This is a genomic window from Chamaesiphon sp. (genome assembly GCF_041738855.1).
In the GTDB taxonomy this organism is placed as follows: Bacteria; Cyanobacteriota; Cyanobacteriia; order Cyanobacteriales; family Chamaesiphonaceae; genus Chamaesiphon.
The window spans coordinates 1-14,746 of record NZ_JBGSPA010000182.1 but is presented as its reverse complement, the minus strand read 5'-3'; the positions used below and the strand labels follow the sequence as shown (position 1 = coordinate 14,746).

Annotated in this window: 18 protein-coding genes; 16 read left to right on the top strand and 2 right to left on the bottom strand. The window is 47.9% G+C overall.

What is annotated here, in order from left to right:
- Positions 1-49 precede the first annotated feature (49 nt).
- Both ACEW9I_RS19335 and ACEW9I_RS19330 read right to left on the bottom strand, forming a co-directional pair.
- A complete protein-coding gene (locus tag ACEW9I_RS19335; RefSeq protein ID WP_373541963.1) occupies positions 50-202 on the bottom strand; it encodes a chlorophyll a/b-binding protein in 153 nt (50 codons plus the stop codon).
- A gap of 98 nt (positions 203-300) precedes the next feature.
- Positions 301-465: a chlorophyll a/b-binding protein gene (locus ACEW9I_RS19330; RefSeq protein WP_373541962.1), complete on the bottom strand. Its 165-nt coding sequence runs from the start codon at positions 463-465 to the stop codon at positions 301-303.
- Between the two features lie 251 nt (positions 466-716).
- On the opposite strand from ACEW9I_RS19330, the gene ACEW9I_RS19325 reads away from it, so the two are divergent.
- The 16 genes from ACEW9I_RS19325 (at position 717) to hisF (ending at position 14,482) form a co-directional block, all read left to right on the top strand.
- A complete protein-coding gene (locus tag ACEW9I_RS19325) occupies positions 717-3,956 on the top strand; it encodes a glycoside hydrolase family 15 protein (RefSeq protein WP_373541961.1) in 3,240 nt (1,079 codons plus the stop codon).
- 205 nt (positions 3,957-4,161) lie between these two features.
- On the top strand, positions 4,162-4,443 hold the full coding sequence (locus ACEW9I_RS19320; protein WP_373541960.1) for a hypothetical protein: 282 nt from the start codon (positions 4,162-4,164) through the stop codon (positions 4,441-4,443).
- 183 nt (positions 4,444-4,626) lie between these two features.
- The gene (locus tag ACEW9I_RS19315) at positions 4,627-4,956 is read left to right on the top strand and encodes a hypothetical protein (RefSeq protein ID WP_373541959.1); all 330 of its coding nucleotides are present in this window, start codon (positions 4,627-4,629) and stop codon (positions 4,954-4,956) included.
- Between the two features lie 108 nt (positions 4,957-5,064).
- Positions 5,065-5,673, top strand: coding sequence for a general stress protein (locus ACEW9I_RS19310; protein ID WP_373541958.1), 609 nt, complete (start codon positions 5,065-5,067; stop codon positions 5,671-5,673).
- Between the two features lie 247 nt (positions 5,674-5,920).
- Positions 5,921-6,394: a BON domain-containing protein gene (locus ACEW9I_RS19305; protein WP_373541957.1), complete on the top strand. Its 474-nt coding sequence runs from the start codon at positions 5,921-5,923 to the stop codon at positions 6,392-6,394.
- A 6-nt stretch (positions 6,395-6,400) separates the two neighbouring features.
- Entirely contained in the window at positions 6,401-6,523 is a 123-nt protein-coding gene (locus ACEW9I_RS19300) for a hypothetical protein (protein ID WP_373541956.1), read from the top strand.
- A 114-nt stretch (positions 6,524-6,637) separates the two neighbouring features.
- Entirely contained in the window at positions 6,638-6,907 is a 270-nt protein-coding gene (locus ACEW9I_RS19295; protein WP_373541955.1) for a GlsB/YeaQ/YmgE family stress response membrane protein, read from the top strand.
- A 77-nt stretch (positions 6,908-6,984) separates the two neighbouring features.
- The gene (locus ACEW9I_RS19290; RefSeq protein WP_373541954.1) at positions 6,985-7,326 is read left to right on the top strand and encodes a hypothetical protein; all 342 of its coding nucleotides are present in this window, start codon (positions 6,985-6,987) and stop codon (positions 7,324-7,326) included.
- A 59-nt stretch (positions 7,327-7,385) separates the two neighbouring features.
- Positions 7,386-8,048, top strand: a complete 663-nt coding sequence (locus ACEW9I_RS19285) for a hypothetical protein (protein ID WP_373541953.1) — start codon at positions 7,386-7,388, stop codon at positions 8,046-8,048.
- Positions 8,049-8,111: 63 nt separating this feature from the next.
- Positions 8,112-8,435, top strand: a complete 324-nt coding sequence (locus tag ACEW9I_RS19280) for a hypothetical protein (RefSeq protein ID WP_373541952.1) — start codon at positions 8,112-8,114, stop codon at positions 8,433-8,435.
- Positions 8,436-8,592: 157 nt separating this feature from the next.
- The gene (locus ACEW9I_RS19275) at positions 8,593-8,757 is read left to right on the top strand and encodes a YqaE/Pmp3 family membrane protein (RefSeq protein ID WP_373541951.1); all 165 of its coding nucleotides are present in this window, start codon (positions 8,593-8,595) and stop codon (positions 8,755-8,757) included.
- A gap of 33 nt (positions 8,758-8,790) precedes the next feature.
- Positions 8,791-9,291: a phage holin family protein gene (locus ACEW9I_RS19270; RefSeq protein WP_373541950.1), complete on the top strand. Its 501-nt coding sequence runs from the start codon at positions 8,791-8,793 to the stop codon at positions 9,289-9,291.
- Positions 9,292-9,363: 72 nt separating this feature from the next.
- Positions 9,364-9,633, top strand: a complete 270-nt coding sequence (locus ACEW9I_RS19265) for a hypothetical protein (protein WP_373541949.1) — start codon at positions 9,364-9,366, stop codon at positions 9,631-9,633.
- A gap of 76 nt (positions 9,634-9,709) precedes the next feature.
- A complete protein-coding gene (locus ACEW9I_RS19260) occupies positions 9,710-12,547 on the top strand; it encodes an MFS transporter (RefSeq protein ID WP_373541948.1) in 2,838 nt (945 codons plus the stop codon).
- Between the two features lie 533 nt (positions 12,548-13,080).
- Positions 13,081-13,401, top strand: a complete 321-nt coding sequence (locus ACEW9I_RS19255) for a hypothetical protein (RefSeq protein ID WP_373541947.1) — start codon at positions 13,081-13,083, stop codon at positions 13,399-13,401.
- 313 nt (positions 13,402-13,714) lie between these two features.
- Positions 13,715-14,482 carry an imidazole glycerol phosphate synthase subunit HisF gene (gene hisF / locus ACEW9I_RS19250; RefSeq protein WP_373541946.1) on the top strand — a complete coding sequence of 256 codons (768 nt, stop codon included), beginning with the start codon at positions 13,715-13,717 and terminating at the stop codon, positions 14,480-14,482.
- Positions 14,483-14,746 lie beyond the last annotated feature (264 nt).

The window sequence follows — 14,746 nt, the reverse complement described above, 5'->3', positions numbered from 1 at the left end:
GCTGGGCAGTGCCCAGCTTTGACTAGATCGTTCTAGGTTGTATCAAAAGTTACATTAATCCCAGAAAATGCAATGTACCCTGTCCAGTAACCAATTCAGTGACGAGTGCTGCGACAAAACCGATCATCGCTAGGCGTCCATTTAAAAGTTCTGCGCTAGGAGTAAAACCAAATTGTGCTTCGTCTTTTTTAACTTGCTGCATAATTCTAACTCCAGTGAATGTTGATGTTGACGATCGTTGATACGAACTGACTTAACAACTGACTTCAAAAAGTTGTAATGGCGAACCAGAGATTTTGACTACATTAATCCGAGGAAATGCAGTGTACCTTGTCCGGTGACAAATTCAGTGATAAGTGCTGCAACAAAACCGATCATCGCTAGGCGACCATTCAAAAGTTCTGCTGAAGGGGTGAAACCGAATTGTGGCTCGTCTTTCTTGATTGGTGTAGTAGTTTTGACCATGGTCGTTGTAAAGATTAGTAAACTCTTATATGTACTAATGTAACGAATAAATCTAAAAATGGCAAGTATTTGGGAATATTCGTAAACTCATCTAGTGACTCGCTCCCAATTTTGAGTTGGCAGCGGCTCTGAATCTAATGTAGGATTAGCTTTCCGCTTTCACCATCCACCCAGATCCTGCCAGCCTGTACCCCCGCTCCGGCAAGATTGCGCTGTCAACTGTCAACTGTCAACTGTTTAAACCTCCCACTATGAACCGTTCCCAGCAACTCGATCGATACTACCAGCAGATCCAAGCAATCATCCTCAGCCGCCAAAACCCGATTACGGGCTTATTTCCAGCGAGCACGGCAATTACGGCGCATGGGGATTATACCGATGCGTGGGTGCGAGACAATGTTTACACAATTTTGGCGGTGTGGGGGTTGGCTCTGGCGTATCGGAAAGTAGATGCACCACCAGGGCGATTGTTCGAGCTGGAGCAGAGCGTTGTCAAACTGATGCGAGGGCTGTTGTTTTGTATGCTGCGGCAAGCGGAGAAGGTGGAACGGTTCAAACAGACCCAATCGCCTTTGGATGCCCTTCATGCCAAGTACAGCACCCACTCTGGGGATGTGGTGGTCGGGGATGATGAGTGGGGACATCTTCAATTGGATGCGACTTCACTATATATATCGATCTTGGCGCAGATGACAGCTTCGGGGTTGCCAGTGATTTACACAGTGGATGAGGTCAATTTTGTCCAAAATTTGGTCTATTATATCGGGCGCACTTATCGGACACCTGATTTTGGGCTGTGGGAGCGCGGCGATAAGATCAATCATGGCAGTGTGGAACTAAATGCAAGTTCGATCGGGATGGCAAAAGCTGCGCTGGAGGCGATTAATGGTCTAGACTTGTTTGGGGCGCGCGGTTCGCAGGCGTCGGTGATTCATGTATTGCCAGATGAGATTGCTAGAGCGCGGTTGACGCTGGCGTCGCTGTTGCCGAGGGAGTCGAGTTCCAAGGAGACGGATGCAGCTCTGTTGAGTATTATCGGCTTTCCAGCATTTGCCGTGACAGATCCGCAATTGGTCGATCGCACTCGTACCAAGATTGTGGCTAAACTGGAGGGCAAGTATGGTTGTAAGCGATTTTTGCGGGACGGACATCAGACGGTATTAGAAGATAGTACCCGTCTCCACTACGAGCCGGAGGAGTTGCTCAAGTTTGAGGGGATTGAGTGCGAATGGCCGTTATTTTTTACTTATTTATATTTGGATGCGTTATTTAGTGGGGATGTAGCGGGGATTGAGAAGTATCGGAGCTTGCTAAAAGCTGTCGCTGTCGATGTTGATGGTATCCAACTATTGCCAGAGCTGTATTATGTACCTCAGTCCAAAATTGCCGCCGAAAGAGCCGATCCTCACTCCCAACTGCGACTACCAAATGATAATCTGCCGCTGGTATGGGCGCAGAGTTTGTATTTTTTGGGAGAGCTATTATTTGATAAGTTTTTGGCACCTGGAGATCTCGATCCGTTGGGAAGACATCTCCAGATTGGGAATAGAAGACGCAGGACTGTTCAGATTGCGCTAATCGCTGAAGATGACGATCTCCAAGCGCAATTGGCTGAGTATGGCATTGCTACCCAAATCCCCGCTCAGATCGCCCCCATCCAAGTGCGTCAATCGACAGAACTAGCAGCAGCATATGCCCAAATTGGTCGAAATGATAAATTGGGTTTGACGGGACGTCCGATTCGCCGCTTGCGAAGTTTGACGACTTCACGGATCTTTAATGTGTGTGGTGATACGATTGTCTTCTTACCAGCATTTCTCGATCGCCAGCAGTTTTATTTAACTTTTGACTATCACTTTTTGATCTCCCAAATTAAGACGGAGATTGCCTATATTAGCGAACAGTGGACGCAGTTGGGACGACCGACATTGACACTACTATTGACCAAATCTTTGTTGCAAGAAGGACAGGATGAATTTCAAGGTCAATTGTATACTTCGCCCTTATTGGAACTGATTGCGGAATTTAAGCAGGGGAAATGTAATGGGGTGCCGATTCGGTTGGGATCGCTCAATCAATTGAAGCTCACGGCAGGAACTGAAAATATCGATAACTTACATGACTTTAAGTTCGATCTAACTACTGTAAATCCCACGGTACAACAGCATTACTATCTAGCTTATACAGCCAATTTCCACCAGCCGCTCACCAACAATCAAGAATTTTTATTGGAAGCAGCAACCAATATTACGCTCCTATTGCGGCAACTAAAAGGCTCAGATAATCTCTACGAACAGATTGAAATTTTACATACCTTAACTCGGTTGAAAGGATTGGAATTTGCTACTGGTTTTGGGGGACCATTAGTGAAAGTAACTGTGTCAGATTTACTCGATGAAGTGTATTTTAAAGCAGGTAACTTTGGGATGCGCCCGCATTGGGCGATCGTCCGGTATGCCGCAGGTTTGCTCGACAAAGTAGAAATTAGTTTGTCTGATGCCGTAACCGATATCTTGATTAGTGGCAAACAGCTAACTGTCGGGATGGCATATAGTGAAGCCGCATCGATCGATCGACCGATGTCGCATACCGAAATCATTGAAAAGATCGATAAATTCTGCCGTGAAGATATTCGCGATCGCGTATTGACGCAAGAAATTATTATCTATCTGGGTTTATTAATTAAATCTGCACCAACCCTCGTCAAAGGTTTGCTCACCCTCCGGGTCGGCTATCTGATTTTATTATTAACCAGCGAACTCGCGATCGAATTGGGTAGTACTCAAGATGCCGCCTATGAAAAACTGATGGAACTGAGTCCATTTGAAATCCAAACCAGACTCCATCAAGTATTGACAGACTACCAAGGTTTAGGAAATACCGTTTTTCAACAAGAATCCTTGCACCTCAATCAATCTCAAAATCAAATCGAATGGACGACTAATGCTGTCGATACCGTTGATAATAACTCCCCCGCTGTCGCAATTAATTGGCGATATCAACGTCAAAAAGATGGTTCGATCGCGCGAGTTGGGCGAGATTTTTATCCCAATGTATGGCGACTGCTCAAACATTGTAAAGGCATCACGATCGGTGATAAATTAGAAAAACGCAACCGTCTCGATAGTGAAGTCATCCTATCAGAAATGACCCCAGGCGAGAAGAATTTTGCCCTCAGAATCGAGCATCTGCTCAACAAAATTGTTGCTCCCGAATATCGGCAATTGAATATCGAAGCACTGATGGCAATCGCCGCTCTATCCGAACGCAATCCCACACTCAATATCGCTGAGTATATCGTCCTCGATGTCGCGATCGGTCATGCCGTCCGCTTGGCATGGCTGGATACCGCATCAACAGCAGATATCGAGCCGCTGGATTACGATCGCCACAAGTCATCTGCTTGGAGTTCATTTTATCAAAGCTCTCCAGATGTGTGTGCCAGCTATATTGTTAAAGCACTACAATTCTTGAGTCAGCTAGCAGTCTGAGCAGAGAGGATCCTCTCTATCCATTGACTAGCGGCGAAAGCTCATAACTCATCCACTTGGTAGAAAGTAGGATCTAGAGCCAACTGTTAATATTTTGTCAGTAAGGACAGTCGGGTAGTGGTATTCACTCCAGGCTGTTTTTTGACATTTTGGGATCGACAGCTTAGCACCCAAGCACCACAAAATTTAGCACAGGAATTCGCTGATGGTACTCACTGAAATCAACGTTGACGATTTGAACAAGCTCATGCACCTTCGCATCGAGCGTCTGATCCACTTCTTCGCATCCAGCTTACCAAGCTGCCTCATTCATATCGATGCAGATCAAACTCTCTCGGTACATTGCCCCCACACCGAGATCGTCGATGACTTGCTTGATGAGTTAGAAGAGTTGTGCAGTCATGCTTGGCTGATCTTGGGTGTCAGCAAGATCGCCTTGTATTTCGGACAAGAAGAAATCTTGAGTACCAATACTTATTTTCGTTAATAGTAGAGATCGCTAAATCCCGAGATCGATTTGAGCGGCTCTCTATCCATCGGCGGAAAATTCAAGCGTCAAAAATGATTCATTGAGCAGATGGATTTAGCAAGCGATCCCGATATGCTGGTGCTACTTCAAAAGTTCTAAACAATAATTTTTTAAGTTACCCAAGTTAGAGGCAGCGACACCATGAGTACGAACGCAGATCGAACCAATCCAGCCCACGAGCGGGCAGCCGAAATCACCTCGCCAGCCGACCAAGAGGGTACTGAGTTATACGATTCGCCGACCCCAGATAGTTACGATCCTCACATTATCCCAGCAGAGACAGCCGCCCGCAAAGAACGTGAGGGCGACAATTTCAAACGATTGCCCAAGCATCCCCCCGGATCGGAAAGTCTCGATACAACTGGTGGTTTCACTGTCGATAAGGAAGGACTGGTAGATAATTTTGGCATCGAGCCAGAAATGTACTACGAAGAGCCTGGAGACATCCCAGAGCAACAGCAAGACAAATAACTCTACTTAGGCAAGTTGCTTGCTGCAAGTCAACTAAAGTCGATCGGTATAGTCGATAAAAACACTGCCGATCGCTTGACAATTTATCAATTTTAGGAGTGAGTAATCGTGTCACATCAACGTGCTGTCGGTACATTTTCGGATTATCAAACAACTGCAACCGCCTTGCGGGAACTCAAAGATACTGGCTTCATGATGAAGCGAGTTTCCGTTGCTGGTGCCGATCTCGATCGCCATCCCGATCTAGCTGGCGCACAAACAACTAGCTCTCAGCTTACAGGTAGCGGCACTACCACCGACCACGATCGCGACAACGAAGCAGTCGATGATGCCAAAAAAGGAGCTGTCGCTGGCGGTACCGTCGGCGGCTTGACAGGTCTGCTGGTCGGTATTGGTGCGCTAGCAATTCCTGGCGTCGGCCCCGTCATGCTGGCAGGTGCAGCCGCCACGGCGATCGCTACGGCGATTTCGGGGAGTGCGATCGGTGCTGCTGCGGGCAGTTTGGCAGGCGGACTCGTCGGCTTGAATGTACCTGAAGACCGTGCCAAAGACTACGGCGCGCGCGTCGATCGGGGTGAATATCTAGTAGTAGTTGAAGGCTCGGCAACGGAGATCGGTATGGCTCAAGCAGTCTTCACCAAGCATCATATCCACGACTGGTATGTTTACGATCTACCCGATGACACGATGCCATTAGTAGATTATCTCAAAGGTTAAGAGCATTCAAGCTGTCGATCGTTTAATCTACATCTCCCAACACCCCACACCCCATTCTCAAAATTGAATGTGTGATGTAGATGTTTGACAGCTCATTCACCATCCACCATCCACTGTCTCGATCGCGCTAAACCCTCGGGAAACCAGAGGAGCGCGAATCGCCATCCACCATTCACCATCTAATTTGTGACTGGGAAGAAAAGAAGACATCAGTCGATCGCAACTAACTATCAGTGAGGAGTAGAACATGTATCAGAAAGATCGGATCGGCTTTATTCAGCCGTTAGTCCTGAGTATCTTGCTAGCTGGGAGTCTCTCAGCTTGCAACACTCCCTCGAAAACGGCAGAAAATGCTCCCAGCTCTACTGCTACCAACGGGACGGCTCCCACAGCCGCCAATACCAACACCAGTACCAACCAGGATGATGCTCAAAGCGACATCCGCAAAAAGCAGCTCGAATCCGATATCCGCGCCCGCGAACAGCGCAACAACATCGGTGGGAATCCCGAAAAACGCGATCCAGGCGACCTATCGAGCGAAGTGAGAAGTAAGCTCGAAGCCAATATCCCCAAGAGCAAGCTCACTGTCGCTGCTAATGACGCTGATGTCACTGTATCGGGGACAGTCACAAATAAGGCGCAATTAGACAAGATTAAACCATTGGCAATGGAAATCAAAGGCGTCAAAAATGTCATCGTCAAAGCGGTAGTATCTCCATAAATAGCGGTGACGATCGCAATCGTCACTGAAGATCGTCCACTAGTAGGGATGGGTTATAAATGCGACTTGCGGGCAGATCCCAGTCAACTTTATCAATCCATCCCTACAGTTGTTGACAGGCTAAATTAGATCTCTCTCCATTGACGCCAATCGCGATCGCCCACTTCATCCACTTGAGAGAAAGGGATCGAGAGACCTAACTGGTAAATTACTAAAGCAGTCTTAAATATTAGGAATTTAGTCATGAATTTAATTGCTTGGGTGGTTTTAGGTTTATTAGCGGGAGCGATCGCCAAAGCGATCGTGCCAGGTACACAGGGCGGCGGCTGGTTGTCCACACTCATCTTAGGTGTAGTTGGTGCATTTTTGGGAGGTAGTTTGTTCACCTTCTTCCAGACAGGCACGCTGGCTTTGACTGCTCCTGGTTTGAGTATTCCCGGTGTATTCGTAGCAGTTTTGGGCGCAATTATTGCGATTTATCTCTACGGCATGATCTCACGTAGCAATGTCTAGTCGTCCCTTGTAGCGTCAGCGATCGGGTGCATCAGTTTCACAGTTTTGACCATTTATATTATCAAGAGGAGTTTGTGATGAAATATATCTCAGCAACACTAGCCAACCTACGTCCCGTGCGGACTTTACTCACTGTATTGCTTGCTGCTGTCTTGGTATTTACCAGCGGTTTGTCGGCACTAGCGGCAACGAGTTCTGTCAATAAAGGCGTCGAACAGTTGGATCAAATCGAAAAAAAATCTTTAGAGACACTAGACAATCCCGCTACCACACCTGAAGAAATCTCTGCTAGAGCCAATAGTGGTCTAAATGAAATCCAAGGTGATGCGGCGGATCGCAATAAAATGTACCGTTCCAGCGATCCGACACCGCCAGTAATCAAGCAAGTTGAAAAAGCGATCGACAAGCTCAAAGGCTAACTCTAAATTTCGAGCTGGCGCACTCATTCATTCATTACCAATTTAGGAGACTTATCATCATGGCATACACAGATAGACCCAATGATTATCTAACCGAGCAGCGCGCAATTCCGGTTGCCGCTACCAACTATCACGACCAAGTACGGTGGGGTCCCATCATCGCTGGACTGACTGTAGCTCTAAGTACCCAGCTCGTGTTGAGTGCCCTCGGTTTGGCAATCGGGGCGGGCAACGTCGGCGGCTCTGGCGCACCACGAACGATCGCTGGCGATGTCGGCGTCGGTGTCGGGATCTGGTCGATTATCAGTTTGTTGATTTCACTATTTGCAGGTGGCTGGACGGCAGCACGTACCGCAGGCAGAATGAACCGCAACACCGCGCTGCTCAACGGTGCCGTCTTGTGGGCATCGACACTCGCACTCAGTGCTTGGTTGATCTCTAGCGGTGTCTCCGGTGCCTTTGGTGTCGCTGCTTCCAATGCTGGTAGTGTCATCAACCAAGTTCAGCAAAATCCCAGCATTGTGCCTGGTACCAATGCTGGACAAACTGCTCCCCAGGCGCCGACGATCACCGCGCAACAAACCAGAGACATCGCCGCCAATACTTCCAAAGCCAGTTGGTCATTCGTCCTGGGTTCACTGCTCGGACTGGTAGCAGCACTGATCGGTTCTGCCTTGGGTGCTCGTCAGCCATCCCGCACGATGGTGATCGATCGCGACTAAGCCACCACTGAGCTAGCTGTTTGGGAAAATTGTCAACCATTACATCACAAAGGAAAACCACAAATGATTACCTTGAGTATTTTTCCGGTCATCCAGGCACAGTCTGCACGGATCAAAACACAGCTAGCTGAATTGGATCGCAGATTGGCTCTACGCTATGGCGATCGCTATCACCAATTCAAGCAACAGCTTGAGGGCACCAAAGTCTGGTATGACAAAACCAGAGCTGAGGCTCAGCGCAGCGGTACGATCCCCCTCGAGCAAAAGCAAGCCGAAACCGATCGCCAAGCCGCCACGGCTGGCTCGGCAGCAGCCCGCAAGGAAGCAGTCATCAAGCAGCAACTCAAAGACGTGTGGCAGAACCTCAAGAGTCGTCAAGGCTCTTAATAGTTGACAGTTGACAGTTGACAGTTGACAGTTAAATCTTGAGTTCCTGCGGAGATCTTTACCCCACCCCAATTCTCCCCTTGATAAGGGGGGCTTGGGGTGGGTAACACCATCTGCGCCAGCGACATTTACATCACAACAGACGGATTGAAAAACAATGAATTTAATACTTGGTATTTTGGTGCCACCACTCGGTGTTTTCCTTACTTACGGGATCGGCCCAACCCTATTTATCAATATCGGATTGACCTTACTCGGTTGGATTCCAGGTAGTATCCATGCCGTCTGGGCGATCGCCAAACAGAACGAAAATTCAGTTTAACAATAAAACTTATCCTCGTGGATCGATAAGAACATGAATAGCAATACCATTGGATATCTCGTCACTACATTAGCAACAGCATTGGGCTTACTAGTCATCGATACCGTTGTGCCCGGTGTAGACATTGCCAATTTTCCAGCAGCTCTAATCGCCGCAGTTGTGGTCGGTGGGATCAATTCGACAATTCGACCAATTCTGTCAATTTTGTCACTACCGATTAACTTCTTGAGTTTAGGTTTATTTTCGCTGGTGGTCAATGGGGTGTGCTTATGGTTAGCTGCGCTGCTAGTACCAGGCTTTGCAATCAATGGCATCATCGCCTTCATTTTAGGTCCAGTAATCTTGTCATTTGCTAGCACTTTCCTGAACAACTATTTTGATGAAAAGAATGTAGTTGGGTCGGTATTGAATAGTGAAATGACTGCTGACAAAAAAATCGCTCAATCTCCTTTATCAACTATTCCTAGTGACATGACTGTGGAGCGAAAGATCGAGCAATCTCCTGCGGGAAGTAGCAATAGCGAAATCAGTTAGTTACGCCGATCGAGTGTGCCAAATATCATCTAGATCGATTTCAATAGTTGTCTAAAAAATTGAGATATGCAGATGATGTCAGCAATCAGTAACCGGACGCAATTATTACTAGGAGCGACTTTGACGGCGATCGGAATGGTGATGATGCCAGCGATCGCCACAGCACCGTCACCGCCGCAACTGGTGTTCGGCAAACTCAACGGTCGATCGACCCACATTCTCTATCTCACTCGTAGCAAAGATCGCGTCTTGGTGCGCTGTTATCCAGGACTGCAACCGCGTATTGTCGTCAGACAGCAAGCTGCTGGCACCAAAGAAGGAATTTTAACCTGCGGCAAGTAGCCAACCACATTACTGGGGTTGACACTCAGCAAGTCCAGGAGCCGAACCGAAAATAATTATTTAGTGGGGAAAGACAATGTTTTCCAGTTTAGAACTCTCAGGAGCTTTAAATCTTCAGTTATGCCAACTGGCACAAATTAGAATCGAGCCAGGGGCCTTCGTATTAGACAATCCTACGACTACTAGCCCGAACCTGTTTATCTCATTGCTATCAGGAATCGTGATGGCATTTGCTTTCCAGCTATTGCTCACCAATCTTGGTGTCGCGATTCTCTCGTCTCCAGGTACGCCAGACGTAGATTATGATGATGACTCAGATGATGAGGGTCTGATGTCCACGATGCGCGGCATCGAGACCAAAATCGGCATCGCCGCGCTAGTGACAGTGACGATCGCCTTATTTGCCGCTTGTTATTTGGCAGTAAGATTTAGCTTATTGAATGATGCGTTTGATGGGGCAATTATCGGGGTCGTCATTTGGGCTACTTACTTTACAGTAGTAGTCTGGCTCGGATCTAGTGCTGTCGGCTCCCTGATCGGATCGATCGTCAGCACGGCGACATCCGGTCTTCAGGGGATTATGGGCACCGCCACGACGGCACTAGGGGCAAATGCCGCCAAAAACCAAGTCGTATCGACAGCCGAAGAAGTTACTGCTGCCGTCCGCCGCGAACTGACATCAGGATTCGATCCCAGCAGCATTCAAAAGACATTGCAAAGCTCTCTGGGTAACTTACAATTACCTGGCGTAGATGTAGATAAAATCGGCTCTCAGTTCGAGCAACTGCTCAAAGAGTCCGACCTGAAAGATATTGCCGACAGTGACTTGCTCAAAAATATCGATCGCCAAAGTTTTGTAGACTTAATCAGCAATCGCACTGACTTTTCCAAACAAGATATCAACAACATCGCCGATCGACTCGAAAGCACCTGGAAACAGCTTTCCAACAAAGGTGGTAACAGTGATGTCGCCACTCAGCTTACCGATCTGCTCAAATCAGCAACACCCGAAGATCTCAACACTGACGAATTAGCTGGCAAACTTCAGCAACTAGTCAAAGGCTCGAACCTCAGCGATGGTAATGGCGGTAGCTTTACCAATCGAGCATTGCAACTGGGTTTGAGTTCGCTCCTCGGTCGGGTACTCCAAAATGCAAATATTTCCGACCTCGATGTCGAGAAAGTTTCCGGTCAGATAAATAAGCTCAAAGCATCAGTATTGGGCGGTCAATCCGAGCAACACGCACAATCATCAGCCGACACCAACACCAAACCATTTAGTGTCATCCGTGCCGATCTAGAAAACTACCTGCTGTTTGCACCACCGTGGGAACTCAGTCAAACAGCAGTCAAGCAACAATTCAAGGATGTGGTGTACGACCCACAAGCAGATCCAGCCACTATCCGCCAAGAATTGGAGCAGATCGATCGCAACTACTTCGTTGAAAAACTCTCACTGCGGGACGATCTCCAACCAACCAGTATTGAGAACCTCTCCAACTATCTCGAAGCAGCTCGGACTGAGGTGTTGAATACCAACACCGCTGAGTCAGCATCCCCCGCGCCAGATCTTCAACAACAAGCTCAAGATCTCCGCACTAAGGTCGAAACCTACCTCCGCGAAACCAATAAAGAAGAGTTGAACCCAGACGGTATCCAGCGCGACCTCAAAGCCTTATTTGAAGATCCCAAAGCCGGAATCGGTGCCCTCAAAGACCGACTCGGACAATTCGATCGCGAGACGCTCGTCCAGCTCCTGAGCCAACGTCAAGACCTAGACGAAGCTCAAGTCAACCAGGTACTCGACCAAGTGGAATCAGTCCGCACCAAAATCCTGGAAACACCCAAACAAGTCACCGAGCAAGCCAAAGCTCAGTACGAAAAAACCACTGCTGCGCTGACCGAATACCTGCGGAACACCAACCTTGAAGAACTCGATCCAGACGGCATCCAGCGCGACCTCAAAACGCTGCTCGATGACCCCAAAGCAGGTGCAGGTGCCTTGCGCGATCGCTTATCCCAAGTCGATCGGGAAACACTGGTCGCACTACTCACCCAGCAAGGTAACCTGACTGAAGAGCAGGTGAATCAAGCAGTAGATCGCGTCCAATCAGCGATCGGATCGATCGTCAAAGCACCCCGCCGCCTCGCCAGTCGCGCTCAAAAACAAGCAGTAGACTTTGAAGCAAATCTCGAAAACTACCTCCGCAACACCAATAAAGAGGAATTAAATCCTGATGGGATTAAACGTGACTTGCAACTGTTGCTCCAAGATCCTGGTGCTGGATTTGGTAGTCTGGGCGATCGCGTCAGCCAATTCGATCGTGGGACCCTCGTCTCGCTCCTCTCCCAACGCGAAGATATCAGCGAAGAAGAAGCCAATCGGATCGCCGACCAGGTAGAATCGACCTATAAATCGATCGCCGACCAAATCAAAAAAGTCCAGGAAACCTTCCAATCGACTGTCGATAGCCTCTTTGGTAAAGTCCGCGACTATCTCAACGCCCTCGATCGTCCCGAACTCAATTACGAAGGTTTGCAAGCCGACTTTAGTAAAGTGTTTGACGACCCCCAAGCGGGATTTGAAGCCCTCGGCGAACGACTAGGACAATTCGATCGCCAAACCCTAGTTGCCGTCCTCAGCTCCCGCGAGGATATCTCCGAAGCCGACGCCAACCGGATTATCGACAAGATTGAAGAAACCCGCGATGGCGTCCTCAGCCAAGCCCAACGCGTCCAGCAAGAAGTCAAAAAACGCTACAAAGCCGTCAAAAAGCAAGCCAAACAACAAGCGATCGAAACTCAAAAGATCGCCGCAGGTGCCGCTTGGTGGCTATTTAGTACCGCGCTGACCTCCTTGGTTGCCTCTGCTGCTGCTGGGACGATCGCAGTCAATGGACTGGGTTGGCTGTAACCCTTTGAGGCTCTGACGATCGTCAATAACTCTAGATTAAATCGCTCCCGATCTCTACCATCGGGGGCGATTTGGCGATCGTCCACAATGTTGGTGCGGATACTCATACCAAATTAAATTGAATAAATGACAGATTAGCTCCTCCCCTTTCCACGGGGAGGTTGTCTTGACTCGCTGTCTTGACCCAAACACATGCGGAGGGAACCTCCGCGTGATTTGGGTCGCTAAACCCTCGGGAAACCCTACGTATCGCGCGTCGCTGGGTGGGATAAACATCTGTCGTGTTAATTCTTTAAATTGGTATAAAGTCGAGGACGTATTATTTCGGTGGCAACAGATCGGAGACGATCGTTATTTTTAAAAACTCAACAATCATCTTCATCCCCTAACTTCAGTCAGAAGTCCATCCACCTTTTGATAGAAAGTTTCCCACGAGCTAAATGATAATCTAACTTTAAAGGTTTGACGAACGGTGGTAGTAACTTAAACTTTTAATCATAGTTCGTGCAGCTAATCTGCACAGGAGATCTAACATGAACAAAATATTGCATTCGATCGAGCAGCTATTTATTAAGAGCTTGTGGACATTTGGTTTAGCGAGTGTCATCTTTGCTGCAAGTTCGATCCTACCCCAGTCTAGTTATGCAGCGACTCCAGTCAAACAAGTTGCCCCAGATGTCATCCAACCATTTGAATTGACCAATCCCGCAGCAACTCGATCGGAAGCCTATGATGAAATTGCCAGACTCAATAAAGATCCTAAAGCACTAATCGCTGCTGAAAACAAAGAAGAGCAAGCAGAAGAAAAAGCCTACGAACAAGAACAAAAAGCCATTGAAAATACTGCTAAATAAATAACTGAATATAGCAATTGCCGCGCAGTGCGAGATAGATTCCCGACTTCTTGAAGAAGTCGGGGATCTATCGTCATAGGCGAAATATCTTCACCATTCTGGCGACTATTCGCATCCAACGTTGCTAATGTTGGGTTGTTTCGTTCCGAAAGGCTCCGCAAACGCAGGCTGCTACCCAACCTACCTGTGTTTAATATTTAATTGCACTTGTCTACTTTATCCGCAACAGGTCGATCGCGATCTAAAATGGAATACCTAGATCGCTTATAGGTATTCTTCCTGCGGCGATCGATTACAGCACCAAGATGTCCAGATGTTAGCCAAAAGAATCTTACCGTGTCTAGATGTCAAAGCCGGACGCGTCGTCAAAGGAGTCAACTTTGTCGAGCTACGGGATGCCGGAGATCCGGTAGAACTTGCCCAAATCTATAACGACGCCGGAGCCGACGAGCTAGTATTTCTCGATATCACCGCCAGCCACGAAGATCGCGACACGATGATCGATGTGGTTTATCGTACCGCCGATCGGATCTTCATCCCCCTCACCGTCGGCGGTGGTATCCAATCCCCAGCCAATATCAAAGACTTACTCCGCGCTGGAGCCGATAAAGTCAGCCTCAACTCAGCCGCAGTGCGAAATCCAGACTTGATCGACGATGCTAGCGACCTCTTTGGCAATCAATGTATTGTAGTCGCGATCGATGCCAAACGCCGCAACGATCCCACTAATCCAGGTTGGGATGTCTATGTCAAAGGCGGACGCGAAAACACTGGATTAGATGCCGTCAAATGGGCACAAGAAGTCACCAAACGCGGTGCAGGTGAGCTTCTGGTCACGAGTATGGATGCCGACGGCACCAAGGCAGGATACGACCTCGATCTGACAAGATCGATCGCCCAATCCGTGCAGGTGCCAGTGATTGCCTCTGGTGGTGCTGGCAATTGCGAACACATCTATCAAGCCCTCACCACTGGACACGCGCAAGCTGCATTATTAGCTTCCTTGCTCCACTATGGCGAACTCACCGTCGCTGAGATTAAGGACTACCTCCATCGCCAACAAGTGACGGTCAGGATTTAAACTAGTGCGATCGATTTAGTGCAGCAACTACCAAAATTTAGATCCCAAAAACTGTAGGGATTTGGCAGACGATTTCATTGTAGGTATTGTTTTGTTAAATTGTATAACTTTTGAGATTGTCATGTATGATTGGGATATTAATTTAGATCTAAATTAATGTCCTAATCGAGGTAAATAAGCAAGATGACATTTCCAAGTAAAAATTATAACCTAGCAATTGCTACAATTGTCAGTATTTCAACGATCGCGATCGCCGCTGTAGCT

What these genes read in the sequence shown, in the direction of transcription:
- ACEW9I_RS19335 (WP_373541963.1), bottom strand. Translation starts at nt 202, where the DNA reads ATGCAGCAAGTTAAAAAAGACGAAGCACAATTTGGTTTTACTCCTAGC.
- ACEW9I_RS19330 (WP_373541962.1), bottom strand. Translation starts at nt 465, where the DNA reads ATGGTCAAAACTACTACACCAATCAAGAAAGACGAGCCACAATTCGGT.
- ACEW9I_RS19325 (WP_373541961.1), top strand. Translation starts at nt 717, where the DNA reads ATGAACCGTTCCCAGCAACTCGATCGATACTACCAGCAGATCCAAGCA.
- ACEW9I_RS19320 (WP_373541960.1), top strand. Translation starts at nt 4,162, where the DNA reads ATGGTACTCACTGAAATCAACGTTGACGATTTGAACAAGCTCATGCAC.
- ACEW9I_RS19315 (WP_373541959.1), top strand. Translation starts at nt 4,627, where the DNA reads ATGAGTACGAACGCAGATCGAACCAATCCAGCCCACGAGCGGGCAGCC.
- ACEW9I_RS19305 (WP_373541957.1), top strand. Translation starts at nt 5,921, where the DNA reads ATGTATCAGAAAGATCGGATCGGCTTTATTCAGCCGTTAGTCCTGAGT.
- ACEW9I_RS19295 (WP_373541955.1), top strand. Translation starts at nt 6,638, where the DNA reads ATGAATTTAATTGCTTGGGTGGTTTTAGGTTTATTAGCGGGAGCGATC.
- ACEW9I_RS19290 (WP_373541954.1), top strand. Translation starts at nt 6,985, where the DNA reads ATGAAATATATCTCAGCAACACTAGCCAACCTACGTCCCGTGCGGACT.
- ACEW9I_RS19285 (WP_373541953.1), top strand. Translation starts at nt 7,386, where the DNA reads ATGGCATACACAGATAGACCCAATGATTATCTAACCGAGCAGCGCGCA.
- ACEW9I_RS19280 (WP_373541952.1), top strand. Translation starts at nt 8,112, where the DNA reads ATGATTACCTTGAGTATTTTTCCGGTCATCCAGGCACAGTCTGCACGG.
- ACEW9I_RS19275 (WP_373541951.1), top strand. Translation starts at nt 8,593, where the DNA reads ATGAATTTAATACTTGGTATTTTGGTGCCACCACTCGGTGTTTTCCTT.
- ACEW9I_RS19270 (WP_373541950.1), top strand. Translation starts at nt 8,791, where the DNA reads ATGAATAGCAATACCATTGGATATCTCGTCACTACATTAGCAACAGCA.
- ACEW9I_RS19265 (WP_373541949.1), top strand. Translation starts at nt 9,364, where the DNA reads ATGATGTCAGCAATCAGTAACCGGACGCAATTATTACTAGGAGCGACT.
- ACEW9I_RS19260 (WP_373541948.1), top strand. Translation starts at nt 9,710, where the DNA reads ATGTTTTCCAGTTTAGAACTCTCAGGAGCTTTAAATCTTCAGTTATGC.
- ACEW9I_RS19255 (WP_373541947.1), top strand. Translation starts at nt 13,081, where the DNA reads ATGAACAAAATATTGCATTCGATCGAGCAGCTATTTATTAAGAGCTTG.
- hisF (WP_373541946.1), top strand. Translation starts at nt 13,715, where the DNA reads ATGTTAGCCAAAAGAATCTTACCGTGTCTAGATGTCAAAGCCGGACGC.